11 protein-coding genes are annotated in these 15,254 nt (G+C 42.4%); 4 read left to right on the forward strand and 7 right to left on the reverse strand.

Translation table 11 applies throughout. The features are described from left to right. Positions 1–21: 21 nt before the first annotated feature. From Q4443_RS09575 to Q4443_RS09590, 4 genes are all read right to left on the reverse strand, one after another. Positions 22–993, reverse strand: coding sequence for a siderophore ABC transporter substrate-binding protein (locus tag Q4443_RS09575; RefSeq protein WP_033629342.1), 972 nt, complete (start codon positions 991–993; stop codon positions 22–24). Positions 994–1,091: 98 nt separating this feature from the next. Further along, the gene (locus Q4443_RS09580; RefSeq protein WP_049519848.1) at positions 1,092–1,844 is read right to left on the reverse strand and encodes an ABC transporter ATP-binding protein; all 753 of its coding nucleotides are present in this window, start codon (positions 1,842–1,844) and stop codon (positions 1,092–1,094) included. Then, a complete protein-coding gene (locus tag Q4443_RS09585) occupies positions 1,841–2,797 on the reverse strand; it encodes an iron chelate uptake ABC transporter family permease subunit (RefSeq protein ID WP_033629344.1) in 957 nt (318 codons plus the stop codon). Before Q4443_RS09585 ends, Q4443_RS09580 begins: the two co-directional genes overlap by 4 nt. Continuing rightward, on the reverse strand, positions 2,787–3,746 hold the full coding sequence (locus tag Q4443_RS09590) for an ABC transporter permease (RefSeq protein ID WP_049519847.1): 960 nt from the start codon (positions 3,744–3,746) through the stop codon (positions 2,787–2,789). Before Q4443_RS09590 ends, Q4443_RS09585 begins: the two co-directional genes overlap by 11 nt. Positions 3,747–3,979: 233 nt before the next feature. Between Q4443_RS09590 and pepA the strand changes: the two genes are divergently transcribed. Continuing rightward, on the forward strand, positions 3,980–5,044 hold the full coding sequence (gene pepA, locus Q4443_RS09595; RefSeq protein ID WP_303408322.1) for a glutamyl aminopeptidase: 1,065 nt from the start codon (positions 3,980–3,982) through the stop codon (positions 5,042–5,044). Positions 5,045–5,064: 20 nt separating this feature from the next. After that, positions 5,065–5,361 carry a bacteriocin immunity protein gene (locus Q4443_RS09600; RefSeq protein ID WP_303408323.1) on the forward strand — a complete coding sequence of 99 codons (297 nt, stop codon included), beginning with the start codon at positions 5,065–5,067 and terminating at the stop codon, positions 5,359–5,361. Between the two features lie 96 nt (positions 5,362–5,457). Here the strand turns inward: Q4443_RS09600 and Q4443_RS09605 are convergent, their stop codons facing one another. After that, positions 5,458–7,089, reverse strand: coding sequence for a Na/Pi cotransporter family protein (locus Q4443_RS09605; RefSeq protein WP_049550431.1), 1,632 nt, complete (start codon positions 7,087–7,089; stop codon positions 5,458–5,460). Positions 7,090–7,421: 332 nt separating this feature from the next. Between Q4443_RS09605 and Q4443_RS09610 the strand changes: the two genes are divergently transcribed. Then, positions 7,422–12,146 carry a bacterial Ig-like domain-containing protein gene (locus tag Q4443_RS09610; protein ID WP_303408324.1) on the forward strand — a complete coding sequence of 1,575 codons (4,725 nt, stop codon included), beginning with the start codon at positions 7,422–7,424 and terminating at the stop codon, positions 12,144–12,146. A gap of 118 nt (positions 12,147–12,264) precedes the next feature. Here the strand turns inward: Q4443_RS09610 and Q4443_RS09615 are convergent, their stop codons facing one another. Both Q4443_RS09615 and Q4443_RS09620 read right to left on the reverse strand, forming a co-directional pair. Next, positions 12,265–12,633 (reverse strand): hypothetical protein, encoded by a 369-nt coding sequence (locus tag Q4443_RS09615; RefSeq protein WP_002879744.1) that lies wholly within the window; start codon positions 12,631–12,633, stop codon positions 12,265–12,267. A gap of 84 nt (positions 12,634–12,717) precedes the next feature. Then, complete coding sequence (locus Q4443_RS09620; protein WP_000764442.1) at positions 12,718–13,644, reverse strand: YafY family protein; 927 nt, start codon at positions 13,642–13,644, stop codon at positions 12,718–12,720. Positions 13,645–13,996: 352 nt separating this feature from the next. On the opposite strand from Q4443_RS09620, the gene pgk reads away from it, so the two are divergent. After that, complete coding sequence (gene pgk, locus Q4443_RS09625; protein ID WP_001096770.1) at positions 13,997–15,196, forward strand: phosphoglycerate kinase; 1,200 nt, start codon at positions 13,997–13,999, stop codon at positions 15,194–15,196. The last annotated feature ends 58 nt before the right edge of the window (positions 15,197–15,254 follow it).

The following is a 15,254-nucleotide window of genomic DNA, read 5'->3' on the forward strand; positions in this document are numbered from 1 at the left end:
CCTGATGTTGGGTTTTCTTGTTTATTTCAAAGCTTTTTGAGCATCTTCAATCATGAGTTTAGTTGATTCAAGACCGCCACCACTTAGATACCAGAGGTCTGGTGTTAGTTGGATGATTTTACCATTTTTAGCGGCAGGGGTTTCAGCGATGAGGGCATTTTCTAGGACGCCATCGTTGCTTGAGTTGTCCCCACCAATGGCAAGGGTACGGTTGATGACAAAGAGGATGTCAGGATTGATTTCTTTCACACTTTCAAAGCTGACTTCTTGTCCGTGTCGAGAGTCTTCAAATTGAGTATCAGTTGGCTTGAATTTCAAGGTTTGATACAAGAAAGAGAAACGAGATTGGGCACCAAAGGCAGCCATTTTTCCTTCATTGAGGAGGATAGCAAGGGCTTTTTTGTCAGAACTTTCGTTTTTAGTAGCGACTTCTTGGATGCTCTTGTCCAGGTTAGCCAATTCTTCTTTGGCTTTCTGTGTACCTGTTTCGCCAAAGGCGCTTGCTAGGGATTCGATGTTGGCTTTGGTAGAAGTCCAGTAGTCGTCCTTGCTTGCTTGGAAGAGCACGGTTGGAGCAATTTCTTTGAACTTGTCTACGAATTTTTGGGTACGTGGTGAAGCGATAATTAGGTCTGGTTCAAGAGCAGCGATGGCTTCTAGGTCTGGCTCAACCATAGAACCAACATTGTTGACATTTCCTGCAAGATCTTTTAGGTAAGTCGGAACAGTTTTTGTAGGCATTCCGACGATATTCTTTTCAAAACCTAAAGCGCGAATAGTATCCGCAGCACCGAGGTCAAAAGTCACAATCTTTTCAGGAACCTTTGAAAGTTTGACCTCATCTAGTGAACTTTTAATAGTTATCTCTGTTGGAGCAGAGCTACTTGTCTCTGTCTGGCTAGTGCTTGAGTTTGTATTTGTACTACATGCACCAAGTAAGAGCAAGAAGCTGACAGCTAGGGCAGTGAGATAAAGTTTAAGGGATGTTTTCATGATTTCTCCTTTTTAAAATATAGTAACGATGTAGGGGGTCTCTTAAATAGGTTTGTTAGCTAAGAGACAGAGGGTTCTCTAACATGAGTTCAGAATAGCTAGCTATAGATACAGATCTTTTTGCCATTGATATCAGCCAGTGTGATGGGAATCTCATAAAGTTGACTGAGCAGGTCAGCCTGCATGATTTGAGCAGTCGTTCCCTTGCAAAAGACTTGACCGTCTTTAAAGGCAACAATTTCATCCGCATACTGGCTAGCCATGTTGATATCGTGGAGGACGATGATAATGGTTTTGCCAAGTTCCTCCACCAGTCGCCGAAGGATCTGCATCATGCTGACACTTTGCTTGATATCGAGATTATTTAGTGGTTCGTCCAGCAAGATAAAGTCTGTATCCTGGGCTAGTACCATGGCGATAAAGACACGTTGGAGCTGTCCGCCAGACAGACTATCGATGTAGCGGTCTTTTAAGTTTGTCAGTTCCAGATAGTCCAGAGTTTCTCGGATTTTTCCCCAGTCTTCTGCCCTCAGTCGACCACGGCTGTAGGGAAAACGTCCAAAGCTGACCAATTCTTCTACAGTCAATTTGGCTTGGTAATTGATCTTCTGCTTTAGGATGGTGAGTTCTTTGGCCAGTTCTTGCGAATTCCAACTCTCGATTTCACGGCCTTTGATACTGAGAATTCCCTGATCCTTCTTGGTCAGTCTGCTCATGATGGAGAGAAGAGTTGATTTTCCAGCACCATTTGGACCAATAAAGGCTGTCAGTTTCTGAGGACTGACTTCAAGCGAAATGTCTTGCAAAATATCCTGTTTTTGAATGGATTTGTCAATGTTTTCCAGTTTCACCGACGCGCCCTCCTGTAAAGTAAAATAAAGAATAAGAGACCACCCACACTCTCGATGATCATGCTGATGCGAATTTCCAGAGCAAAGACTCGTTCGATAAGGGCTTGCCCCAAGGTCAAACTAACAAATCCAATCAGAATGGCTAGGATAAAGAGCAACTTGTGCCGATAATCTTTGACAATCAGGTAAGTGAGATTGGCCAGCATAAAGCCGAAGAAGGCCATAGGCCCTACCAAGGCAGTCGCTGTTGAGGTTAAAAGCACGATGCCCCAGAGGAGCTCTTTCTGTTCTTTTTCAACATCGAGTCCCAGTATCTGAGCCGTTTCTCTTTGCAGGTGCAAGACATCCAGAACGACTGCTTTTCGAAAGAAAAAGATTGTCAAAGCAAGGATAATCAGAGAACTAATGGCTAGGATGGAAGTGTTGAGATGCTGAAAGGAGGCAAAGAGACTGTTCTGCAGTTTATCGTATTCATTTGGATCCATCAGGACTTGGAGGAAGGTACTGATATTTCGAAAGAGACTTCCGAGCGCTAGACAGATTAGCAGAATGAAAACCAAATTTTGCTTCATCAGCGTCTTCAAGTAGCCTTGTAAGGCGAGAAAAAAGAGGGATTGAAGCAGAAGCAAGACTAGAAATTCTAAGATAGGAGACTTTCCAAGCTGTAGAAATTTGCTTTCAAATATCAGTAGCAGGGTCTGTAGCAGGACATAGAAGGATTCGATTCCCAAAATACTTGGCGTCAGAAAGCGATTTTCCGTCAGGGTTTGAAAACTAATGGTCGAAATCCCTGTCGCGATGGCTACCAAGAGATAAACGATGATTTTTTGGGAACGCAGCTTCCAGGCAAAGACAGACAGGTTAGTGATAGGCCAAAAGTAGAGGAGACAAGCTCCGATGGCCAGGATAATGAGAAGGCTGAAGAGTTTGGTATGTTTGCTTTTAAACTGCATCCTTTTGTCCTCCTCTCCAGAGAAGTAGGATAAAGACGAGGCTACCGATGATTCCTAGAATGAGACTGACAGACAGCTCATAGGGCCGAATCAAGACTCGAGAGAGGATATCGCAGGCCAAAACCAGATTGGCACCGACCAGAGCAACCATGAGTTTGGTTTGACTCAGATTATCTCCATAGCGCTTGCGGACAAGATTGGGAACGATGACCCCGAGAAATGGCAAGGCACCCACGGTAATCATGGTGACACTTGTCGTTAGTGCCACTAGAAAAAGGGCCAGTTTTTCAAGTAGAGAGTAAGAAATCCCCAAACTTTCACTAGTTTCCTTGCCCAGATTCATGATGGTGAAGGTTTGGGATAATTTCCAAACGGCTATCAGGATAATGAGGCCTAAGAAGAGCCACTCATACTGATGGGTCTGAATCATGGAGAAGGAGCCCTGGGTCCAGGCCGTCATACTCTGAACCAGATTGAAACGATAGGCGATAACTTCTGTGACAGAACCGATAATCCCACTATAGATGATCCCGATCAAGGGCAACATCCACCTTTCCTTTATAGAAAAAATAGTCATAAAGGCCAGGAAGAAGAGGGTAAATAAAATGGATGAGCCAAAAGCAAAGAGCATCTTTTGGGTCAGACTCGCAGACGGAAAGACAAAGAGGCTCAACACCATTCCCAGTTTAGCGGCTTCAGTCGTTCCGACTGTACTCGGAGCAGCAAATTGATTTTGGGTAATGGTCTGCATGAGGAGTCCTGCCATGCTCATACTGGAGGCTGCAAGGAGAATGCTGATGGTTCTTGGAAGACGCGACTCTTGAAAGAGAAGCCAAGTCTGTTGGTCAAAAGCAAAGAATTTTTCCCAAGAAAAATCACTGGTTCCAATACTAATGGAGAGAAAGACCAGGAGTAGAAGTAAGCCTGTTAAAATATGAGAGAGTTTCATGCCCCGTCCTTTCATGTAGATTTGGTATAAAAATACCCTTGGAGATAATGTAACACGATTTTTTTAATCTGTCAATAAATTTTCTGACAATTTAATGTAAAAAGAAAGAAAAATTCCTGAAATAATATCTGACACTCTCTTTTATTGGAAAACTGAGTCAAAACCAATCCACCTTCCCACTATCCTTCTCCTATAAAAAGTGGTAAAATGGAGGACAGAAAGAAGGAACTGATATGACAACATTATTTTCAAAAATCAAAGAAGTAACAGAGCTTGCTGCGATCTCAGGTCATGAAGCGCCTGTCCGGACTTATCTTCGTGAAAAGTTGACACCGCACGTGGATGAAGTAGTGACAGATGGCTTGGGCGGTATTTTTGGTATCAAACATTCAGAAGCAGCCGATGCACCGCGTGTTTTGGTCGCATCTCACATGGACGAAGTTGGTTTTATGGTCAGCGAGATTAAGCCAGACGGAACCTTCCGTGTGGTTGAAATCGGTGGCTGGAATCCTATGGTGGTCAGCAGCCAACGCTTTAAACTCTTTACTTGTGATGGTCGTGAAATTCCTGTGATCTCAGGTTCTGTTCCTCCACATTTGACTCGTGGAACAGGTGGACCAACCATGCCAGCTATTTCAGATATCATTTTTGATGGTGGGTTTGCAGACAAGGCTGAGGCAGAAAGCTTTGGTATCCGTCCGGGTGACACCATTGTCCCTGATAGCTCCGCTATCTTGACAGCCAATGAAAAAAATATCATCTCAAAAGCTTGGGACAACCGCTACGGTGTTCTCATGGTAAGCGAGCTAGCAGAAGCCTTGTCAGGTCAAAAACTCGGAAATGAACTCTACCTTGGCTCGAACGTCCAAGAAGAAGTTGGCCTTCGTGGCGCTCATACTTCTACAACTAAGTTTGATCCAGAAGTCTTTCTGGCAGTTGACTGCTCACCAGCAGGTGATGTCTACGGCGGCCAAGGTAAGATTGGGGATGGAACCTTGATTCGCTTCTACGATCCAGGTCACTTGCTTCTCCCAGGTATGAAGGATTTCCTTTTGACAACGGCTGAAGAAGCTGGCATCAAGTATCAATACTACTGTGGAAAAGGCGGAACGGACGCTGGAGCAGCTCATCTGAAAAATGGTGGTGTCCCATCTACAACTATCGGTGTTTGTGCTCGTTATATCCATTCTCACCAAACCCTCTACGCTATGGATGACTTCCTAGAAGCCCAAGCTTTCTTGCAAGCCTTGGTGAAAAAATTGGATCGTTCAACGGTTGATTTGATTAAACATTATTAAGCATAAGGGAGGTGGTCGGGATGGCAGAACCAAACCTAGAAAGCCTTATAAGAGATCTCTACAACCATGCTCGTCAGGGCTTGAGTGAAGATTTAGTTGCTGCTCTCCTAGAGACTGCTAAAAAACTACCAACTACAAATGAGCAATTACTAGCAGTCCGACTCTCAGGACTGGTCACCCGTGAATTGCTCATCAATCCCAAACACCCAGCACCTGAGTTGATCAACTTGGCGCGCTTTATCAAAAGAGAAGAAGCCAAGTATAGGGGCACTGCAGTTTCTGCTATCATGTTTGGAGAACTCTTTAAGATACTTTGATTCCATTGTGAATCAAAGTATTTTTTATATGTTTCAAAAGAAATTCTTAATGAGGAGACGAAAAAAGCCATCCCATTCAGGATAGCTTTTAGGTTATTAGATTTGTTCAGCGATGACCTTTTCGGCTAGGTTCATAGCATGGTCAGACACACGAGTGTAGTGGGAAATGATGTCGATAAAGTTAACCCCGGCTTGTGTAGAACACTCACCTTTGTTAAGGCGTTTGATATGGGTCTTTCTGAGAACACGTTCCATATTGTTGATTTCTTTATGGCGTTCAATCAGACTTTGAGCTTTTTCAATATCATTGTTTTCCACACTATCAAGGGCATCCTTGATAAAGTCAGTAGTTTTTTGATAGATATCCGCCAATTCCTGCAAAGCAGCATCAGAAAATTGAACATTCTTACGTTGAAGGTAGTCTGTTAGGTTGAGCAAGCCTTCTGCGTGGTCCCCAATCCGTTCCAAATCACGAGATGAATCCAGGATGTTGGTCAAGACTTCGCTTTCCTTTTGACTCAAGGATTCGCTTGAGAGTCTGATGAGGTAACGAGTGAGTTTTTCATCGATGGTGTTGATGGCTTCCTCTGTCTTGTGCCCTTTTTCAGCTACCTTTTCATCCAAACCGATGATATAGGTATAAGAAAGGTCAAAAGCTTTGGCTGCATAGTTCCCCAAGTGCAAAAGTTCTTTTTTGGCATTTCCTAGAGCTATAGAAGGAGATTGCTGGATAAGTTGCTCGTCGAGATAAAGGGGCTCGTACTTGACAACCTCGTCTTCACCAGGGATGAGCTTGGTTACAAAGTAGGCCAAGGCTCCGATGAATGGAAATTGTACAATGGTGTTACTTACGTTAAAGGCACCGTGCGAGAAGGCGATGGTCATCTCAGGTGAGAGGTGAAGGAGTGCCTGGAAGTACTCGATCATAGCAGTAAAGGGGCCTAATAGGATTAAGCAAAGAATAGTTCCTAAAACGTTAAAGGTAACGTGGGTTGCCGCAACGCGCTTTGCAGAGACATTGGCTCCAGCTGCGGCAATGATAACGGTTAGGGTTGTTCCGATATTATCTCCGAAGAGAACTGGTAGTGAACCTTTAAGGTCAAGGAACCCACCTGCATAGAGACCTTGTAAAATCCCGATTGTAGCCGAAGAGGCCTGAATGAGGACGGTAATCACTGCACCGGCCACCACTCCTAAAATAGGATTTTGTCCCAAAGTGACCATATATTCCTTGAATTGTGGTAAATCTTTAAGCGGACTCATACCGGCACTGATAAGGTTGAGGGCGTAGAAGATTCCCCCTACACCAAACAGGATGCGCCCGATATTGTTTGCTGTTCTGTTTTTTGTAAAGAAGAGGAACATGGTCCCAAGGAAAATCAAGGGTAAAGCATACTCGCCTAGTTTGAAACCGATGATAAAGGAAGTAACAGTGGTTCCGATGTTGGCTCCCATGATAATTCCGATAGCCTGTCTAAGAGTGAGAAGACTAGCGCTGACCAGCCCAACCGTGATAACTGTAACCCCTGTACTTGACTGAATCAGGGCAGTCACGACAATCCCGACTAGAACGCCTAAAAAGGGATTGCTAGTGTACTTGTCAATGTAAAAACGAAGGCGATCTCCAGCAGCTTGTTGCAAACCGTCTCCCATGGTCTTGATACTGTATAAAAACAGTCCTAGACCTCCTAAAAAGTGAAATAAAATTTCCTGCCAATTAATGGACATTTCTTTTTCCTCCGGAAAATAATAACGGAATTTCTCCTATTCTATTTTAAAGGATAAAAGTAAATCTCACAAGTGTTTAGCTGAAATTTTCATAAGAAACAAGAACTTTCGTTTAAAATGAGAGATAGATTACCTATAAGAGAAATGATTTATAGGATTGTGTCCAAATTTTACTGATTATTATCCTAGTTATAGTTTTTATGTTAAATAGATTGACATCGCTTTCATATAGGATAAAATGAAGATGATCCTGTTCTGGTGGTGTGCACTGAGAACAGTTACTTTTTATCAAAAAGTAAAGCGCTTACTTTATATTTTATTAGGAGGATAAGATGAAAGATCTATTTTTTGAAAAACGTTGCCGTTACAGTATTCGTAAGCTGTCAATCGGAGCTTGTTCCTTGATGATTGGTTCAGTTCTATTTGCGAGCCCAGCTCTTGCCGAACAAGTCGCAGTCCCTGAAACAGCTGCAAATACGAGCGCCCAAGCTACAAGAGCTAGTGAAACAGCTAATCCAGATACTGCAGCCCTTGAAAAACAATTAGAGGAAACAGAGAACAAAGTAGCTGAGCAACCAATTTCAGAAAACACTCCAGCAATAACGGATTTGGTCAATGAAAAAGAAGAGGCAAAACCCGCTCCGGCAGATAAAGCTGAAAAACCTGCTCAACCAACTGAAAAAGAAGAAGTCAAACCAGAGGAAGCTTCTCAAGTGGCTGAGAAGAAAGCCGACAAACCGACTCTAGCAGACGTTCCTAAAAATGAGGAAAAGAGTCTCCGACCAAAAGAAATCAAATTTGATACTTGGGAAGATTTATTAAAATGGGAACCGGGTGCGCGTGAGGATGATCCCATTAACCGTTCATCAGTTGAACTCGCCAAGCGCCATAGAGGCCAGTTGGTTAACGAAAAAGCAAGCAGAAGAGCCAAGGTTCAGGCGCTAGCAAACACCAACTCAAAGGCCAAAGACCACGCTTCTGTTGGTGGAGAAGAATTCAAGGCCTATGCTTTTGACTACTGGCAATACTTGGATTCAATGGTCTTCTGGGAAGGTCTAGTTCCAACTCCAGATGTCATTGATGCCGGTCACCGCAACGGAGTTCCCGTTTATGGAACACTCTTTTTCAACTGGTCAAACAGTATTGCTGACCAAGAGAAATTTGCCGCTGCCTTGAAACAAGATGAGGATGGCACATTCCCAATTGCACGCAAACTCGTTGATCTCGCTAAGTACTATGGCTTTGATGGCTATTTCATCAATCAGGAAACAACGGGGGAATTGGTAGCACCTCTTGGTGAAAAAATGCGCCAATTCATGCTCTATACAAAAGAATACGCAGCCAAAGTCAACCACCCGATCAAGTATGCTTGGTACGATGCCATGACCTACAAATACGGTCGTTACCACGAAGATGGTCTAGGTGATTACAACTACCAGTTCATGCAAAAAGAAGGTGACAAAGTCCCTGCAGATCAATTCTTTGCCAATTTCAACTGGAACAAGGAAAAGAATGACCACTCCGTAGAGATGGCCAAATGGCTAGAGCGTAGTCAATATGATGTCTTTGCAGGCTTGGAATTGCAACAAGGTGGTTCTTATAAGACCAAAGTCAAATGGGATGCCCTCTTAGATGAAAAGGGTAAGTTGCGTTTGTCGTTAGGACTTTTTGCACCAGATACGATTACCAGTCTAGGAAAAACAGGCGAAGACTACCACAAGAACGAAGACATCTTCTTTACAGGTTACCAAGGTGATCCAACGGCTCAAAAACCAGCAGATAAAGAGTGGTATGGAATTGCCAATTTAGTTGCTGACCGTACACCAGCAGTAGGACGTACCTTCACCACCTCTTTTAATACAGGTCATGGTAGAAAATGGTTTGTTGACGGTAAAGTTTCTAAGGATTCTGAGTGGAACTACCGTTCTGTTTCAGGTGTTTTGCCAACATGGCGCTGGTGGCAGACTTCGACAGGTGAAAAACTTCGTGCAGAATATGATTTTACAGATGCCTATAATGGTGGGAACTCTCTTAAATTCTCAGGTGATGTAGTTGGTAAGACGGACCAGGATGTGAATTTGTATTCTACCAAACTAGAAGTAACAGAGAAAACCAAACTTCGTGTTGCCCACAAGGGAGGAAAAGGCTCTAAAGTTTATATGGCCTTCTCTACGACTCCAGACTACAAATTTGAGGATGCAGCTGCATGGAAAGAACTGACTCTCTCTGATGACTGGAAGAATGAAGAATTTGACCTCAGCTCACTAGCAGGTAAAACCATCTATGCAGTCAAACTCTTCTTCGAGCATGAAGGAGCTGTAAAAGATTATCAGTTTAACCTAGGTCAATTAACAATTTCGGACAATCACCAATCACCGCAAGCGCCTACAGGTCTCTCTGTGGTGAAGCAATCTCTTAAGAATGCCCAAGAAGCTGAAGCAGTGGTTCAATTTTCGGGTAACCAAGATGCAGATTTCTATGAAGTCTACGAAAAAGATGGAGATAACTGGCGTTTGTTGACAGGATCATCTGCTTCAACCATCTACTTGCCAAAAGTTAGCCGTTCTGCTAATGCGACTGGTACGACTCAAGAATTGAAGGTCGTTGCAGTTGGTAAAAATGGCCTTCGTTCCGAAGCTGCGACGGCATCCTTTAACTGGGGGATGACAGTTCAGGATACGACTCTTCCAAGACCTTTAGCTGAAAATATCGTTCCAGGTGCAAAGGTTATTGGTAGCACTTTCCCAAATACTGAAGGTGGAGAAGGTATTGAAGGTATGTTGAACGGTACGATTACAAGTCTGTCAGACAAGTGGTCTTCAGGACAATTGAGCGGTAGTGTGGATATTCGCTTGACCAAGCCACGTACCGTTGTTAGATGGGTCATGGATCATGCGGGAGCCGGTGGTGAGTCTGTTAACGATGGTTTGATGAATACCAAGGACTTTGATCTTTACTACAAGGATACGGATGGTGAGTGGAAACTAGCTAAGGAAGTCCGTGGCAATAAAGCGCACGTGACGGATATCACTCTTGACAAACCAATCACTGCTCAAGACTGGCGCCTAAAAGTTATCACTTCAGATAACGGAACACCTTGGAAAGCCATTCGTATTTACAACTGGAAGATGTATGAAACCTTGGATACAGAAAGTCAAAATATTCCAATGGCTAAGGTAGCTGCTCGTTCACTTGGAAACCATCAAGTTCAACTAGGCTTCTCTGATGTTCCAGCAGGTGCAACTATCACCGTTTACGACAAGGCAGATTCACAAACACCAATTGCAACTTTGAAGTCTGAAAATGGTGGTGACCTGGCAACAGCACCATTGGGATTTGACAAGCAACCAACTCTCCTCTACTATCGTACCCAACTACCTGGCAAAGAAATCAGTAACACCTTGGCAGTAGCGATTCCGCAGGATGAGAGAAAAATTGCTGCAGTTAGCCTTGAAAAAGGACCTAAGAAGACGGTTTACAAAGAGGGAGAAAAACTTGACCTTAGAGGTGGAACCCTCCGTGTTCAATACGAAGGGGGACAAGCCGATGAGCTGATTAACCTTACTCACTCAGGTGTGACAGTATCTGGCTACAACGCTCATCAAAAAGGGGAACAAAAGCTCACAGTTAGCTATCTTGGACTTCCAGTAAGCGGTGACTTGAAGGTACAAGTGACTGGTCAAGATGAAGGAAAACCAAAGGAAGTAGCAGGTCTGTACATTACTCAGAAACCGAAAACGGACTATCTAGTAGGAGAGCAACTGGATCTTGCAGAAGGGCGCTTCGGCGTTCTCTATGATGATGAGACAGAAGAAAGCCATGCCTTCACAGATCAAGGTGTTGAAATTATGGGCTACGATGCTCAAAAGACTGGTCGTCAGACCTTGACCCTTCATTACAAGGGACACACAGCTGAGTTTGATGTCTTGGTTTCTCCAAAAGCAGCTGTCAACGATGAGTACCTCAAACAAGAAATCACTGCTGCCCAAGGCCGTCAGTCAACTCTTGCCTACACCTTCTCAAGCGAGAACAAACAAGCAGCACTAGTAGAGAAGCTCAATGCAGCGAAAGCTGTTGCAGAAAACCATGATGCCAGTCAAGAAGAGGTCAACAAAGCTTTGAATGAGTTGAAACAAGCAGGGACAGACCTGGATGGAAATCAACGTTATCAGACTGCTAGAGAAGAATTGGAAGGCTTGCTCGAATCCGTCCGTGAAAAAGATCCAAAAGCTGAGTTGATTGAACAAGCAGAAACTTTGTTGGCTTCAGAAATGCCAACTCCACAAGCTTTTGCGGAAATGAAAGAAAAGCTAAATAAGAAACTAGCTCCTGCAGAAGAAAGTCACCATGTTGGAAGTATGGATCCAAATGAAGTGGCTCCAACGGTCGAGGCCCTCCCTGAACTAGTTATTGAAACTGAAACAACAGCCTTTGAACGTCAGGAGCGACCAAACTCCGAACTTCTCAAAGGACAACGCCGTATTGTGCAAGCTGGAGTTGAAGGTCAAGTCCGTCGCTTTGTAGAAGTAGATAGCCAAGGCAAACGCACTCTTCGTTCGACTGAGGTAGTCAAGGAAGCAATCCCAGAAATCACCGAAGTTGGAACAAAAGTTCTATCAAGCAACCAACCAGCTGAAGGTGTGAAAGATTTAGTTCTAGAAACTCCGAAACTGGAAATTGAAGAGGGGACAGTTTCCTTCGAACGTCAGGAACGACCAAATGCAGCCCTTCTCAAAGGACAACGCCAGCTAGTTCAAGCAGGAGTTGAAGGCCAAGTTCGTCGCTTTGTAGAAGTTGATGCTCAGGGCAAACGCACCCTTCATTCTACTGAGGTTCTCAAGGAAGCTCTTCCAGAAATTGTTGAAGTAGGAACGAAAGAGGATCAAGTCTCACAAACAAGGGATCAAGCTCTTTCAGCAACACCAGCAAAAGTTGAAGAAGTAAGTAAAGAGCTGCCAAATACGGGAGCGACAAGAGATGCTAGTCTAGTAGCGCTGGGACTTCTCGGAGTAATGAGTGGCTACGGCTTGCTCTCTAAAAAGAGGAGAGAAGACTAATCAGATTTACGAATCTTGGATTCTCTCATAAAAATAAAAAAACAAGGTTTGACTGTAGATTAGTCAGGCCTTGTTTTTAGTTTTGAAATTGAAGAGTAAATTTGAAGCTAGATTTTTGTTATTCAATTCCTTGGATAAATTTTTGGAAACGATAGGTGTCGAAATAAATATTGGATGCAACTAATTTATCAAATTCATCGAATTTCAGAAATTCTGCGACATCCAGTTCAAGTTCTTTTCCTTGAGGAGAATGTAGACGGTAGCGATTTAAAGCTGAGACTGCTCGACCATCAACAAGTAATTGCTTCACTTCAAGATGCTGGCTTAAAGCATAGAATTGGCCTGCGCCTTGCAAATAAACATCACGTCCTTGTCGAATTTCTATACTATCGCACATGCCATAATCAAAGTTTTCAGCTACGAAATCTTCCCAGCCTCCCTCATTTACTGCCGTAAAATAGCTTTCTGCAAGTGTTTTTGTATCCATTTGGAACCTCCTGTAAAATAATTGGGCTATGATGAATATCACGAAATATTTTGCCCACTTAAGAGTATACAAAAGGAAATATGACTACAGGTTGTCATATTGCTGAAGATTTTTTTTGAGAGTACTGACCAGTAGATTTTGTAAGTGACTTGGGGATACGACCTTTACTTGATAACCAAAACTTAATAGTAAATCAAAAAATGAAGGAGTTAAAGCTCTAAATGCCTGAACTTTTATTATTTCGTCCTCGACTCTGATTTCTTCTTCCGTGAAGTGATCGTAGATTTTTGGAAGTGCAAATCTTGTAAAAACTAGTTCGATTTCTTCTCTTTGCCCCTCCACTTTATGTTTTGGGGGATTTAAAAAAAGCTCTAACATTTCTTGAGATAAACGTGGATAATCGAATGATTTATCTTTTATCTCCACTGGTTCTAGTTCTCGAATTCGAGTTAATTTAAAAATACGAAAATCTAATTTTTCTAAGCAGTAACCGATAACATACCAAGCATTCAGTTTATAGATCAATCTGTATGGGATAATTGTTCGCTGACTTTTCTCTTGTTTTTTCGAATAGTAAGAAAAAGAAATCATCTGTTTAGATTGTATCGCTTCCTCAATGTCTAGTAAATAATTTGTATTAAGAGTCCAGGAACTGAGATCAAAGTAAAAAGGACTGTTTGCTCTTGTAATTTCTTGAGAAGACAGCTTGTGTTCGATACTGTCAAGACTTGAATGACCAACGATTTTACTAACATTTTGGCTCATATTAATGATAAACTGTCTCTCCTCCTCAGTGAAAAAGTTTCTGTCTATCTTATAGTCGCTCGGTATATAGAAACCTCCCTTATCTCCACGTTCCGAATAGATTGGGATCCCCGCTAAACTGAGTGTATCCATGTCCCTATATACAGTTCGAGTAGATATTTCAAATCTCTCTGCAATCTCTTTAGCTGTTATTCTCTTCTTATTTAAAAGAGACAGTAAAATATAGATTAGTCTTTCTAATTTCATGGTAGCAATTCCCCTTCTTTTAATCTCAAATAGCACAAACTAAAGAAACTATTTTAGTTATATTGTATAATAAGAAACCTAGCAATTCAAAAAGAAGGACTGTAGAGTTTAGAATATTAAGGATTAAAATATTAGAAAAAGAATGGTATAGAAGTAATTAGGCAGATCAATCAAGAATTTGCCTAAATTATTCCAACCGAATTATGTGAAAATTGCTATTTCCCGCACTGCAATCCTAGGTTTTTAGGTTAATAAATAGAAGAAAGAACAAGAAAAGTTTAGGGTTTTTCTATCTCTTTTGCTGATTTTGTGATATAATTAACACGTATAAAAAAAGAAGGAGTCATATCTAATGGCAAAATTGACTGTTAAAGACGTTGACTTGAAAGGGAAAAAAGTTCTCGTTCGTGTTGACTTCAACGTACCTGTTAAAGATGGCGTGATTACCAATGATAACCGTATCACTGCAGCTCTTCCAACTATCAAGTACATCCTTGAACAAGGTGGACGTGCAATCCTCTTCTCTCACCTTGGACGTGTAAAAGAAGAAGCAGACAAAGAAGGTAAATCACTTGCTCCTGTAGCTGCTGACTTGGCTGCTAAATTGGGACAAGAAGTTAAATTTATCCCAGGTGTTACACGTGGTGCTGAATTGGAAGCCGCTGTTAACGCTCTTGAAGATGGACAAGTTCTCTTGGTTGAAAACACTCGTTTCGAAGATGTTGATGGCAAGAAAGAATCTAAAAACGATCCTGAACTTGGTAAATACTGGGCATCACTTGGAGATGGTATCTTCGTAAACGATGCATTCGGTACAGCTCACCGTGCACACGCATCTAACGTTGGTATCTCAGCAAACGTTGAAAAAGCAGTTGCTGGTTTCCTTCTTGAAAACGAAATTGCCTACATCCAAGAAGCAGTTGAAGCTCCAGAACGTCCATTCGTAGCAATCCTTGGTGGTTCAAAAGTATCTGACAAGATCGGTGTTATCGAAAACTTGCTTGAAAAAGCTGATAAAGTTCTTATCGGTGGTGGGATGACTTACACATTCTACAAAGCTCAAGGTATCGAAATCGGTAACTCACTTGTAGAAGAAGACAAATTGGATGTTGCGAAAGCTCTTCTTGAAAAAGCAAACGGCAAATTGATCTTGCCAGTTGACTCAAAAGAAGCAAACGCATTTGCTGACTACACTGAAGTGAAAGACACTGAAGGTGAAGCAGTAGACCCAGGTTTCCTTGGTTTGGATATCGGTCCAAAATCTATCGCTAAATTTGACGAAGCTTTGACTGGTGCCAAAACAGTTGTATGGAACGGACCTATGGGTGTATTTGAAAACCCTGACTTCCAAGCTGGTACAATCGGTGTCATGGACGCTATCGTGAAACAACCAGGTGTTAAATCAATCATCGGTGGTGGTGACTCAGCTGCCGCAGCCATCAACCTTGGCCGTGCAGACAAGTTCTCATGGATCTCTACTGGTGGTGGAGCATCAATGGAACTCCTTGAAGGTAAAGTTCTTCCAGGATTGGCAGCCTTGACTGAAAAATAAATAGTTAACTAAAGGAAGATGGTGTGACCATCTTCTTTTTAATTTAATTTATAAATAG

It is taken from the genome of Streptococcus sp. GP0011, from assembly GCF_030546305.1.
GTDB lineage: Bacteria > Bacillota > Bacilli > Lactobacillales > Streptococcaceae > Streptococcus.

Excerpts from the sequence above, each read along its gene's own strand:
- Q4443_RS09605 (WP_049550431.1), bottom strand. The coding sequence starts at position 7,089 with ATGTCCATTAATTGGCAGGAAATTTTATTTCACTTTTTAGGAGGTCTA.
- Q4443_RS09590 (WP_049519847.1), bottom strand. The coding sequence starts at position 3,746 with ATGAAACTCTCTCATATTTTAACAGGCTTACTTCTACTCCTGGTCTTT.
- Q4443_RS09585 (WP_033629344.1), bottom strand. The coding sequence starts at position 2,797 with ATGCAGTTTAAAAGCAAACATACCAAACTCTTCAGCCTTCTCATTATC.
- pepA (WP_303408322.1), top strand. The coding sequence starts at position 3,980 with ATGACAACATTATTTTCAAAAATCAAAGAAGTAACAGAGCTTGCTGCG.
- Q4443_RS09600 (WP_303408323.1), top strand. The coding sequence starts at position 5,065 with ATGGCAGAACCAAACCTAGAAAGCCTTATAAGAGATCTCTACAACCAT.
- Q4443_RS09575 (WP_033629342.1), bottom strand. The coding sequence starts at position 993 with ATGAAAACATCCCTTAAACTTTATCTCACTGCCCTAGCTGTCAGCTTC.
- Q4443_RS09610 (WP_303408324.1), top strand. The coding sequence starts at position 7,422 with ATGAAAGATCTATTTTTTGAAAAACGTTGCCGTTACAGTATTCGTAAG.
- pgk (WP_001096770.1), top strand. The coding sequence starts at position 13,997 with ATGGCAAAATTGACTGTTAAAGACGTTGACTTGAAAGGGAAAAAAGTT.
- Q4443_RS09615 (WP_002879744.1), bottom strand. The coding sequence starts at position 12,633 with ATGGATACAAAAACACTTGCAGAAAGCTATTTTACGGCAGTAAATGAG.
- Q4443_RS09620 (WP_000764442.1), bottom strand. The coding sequence starts at position 13,644 with ATGAAATTAGAAAGACTAATCTATATTTTACTGTCTCTTTTAAATAAG.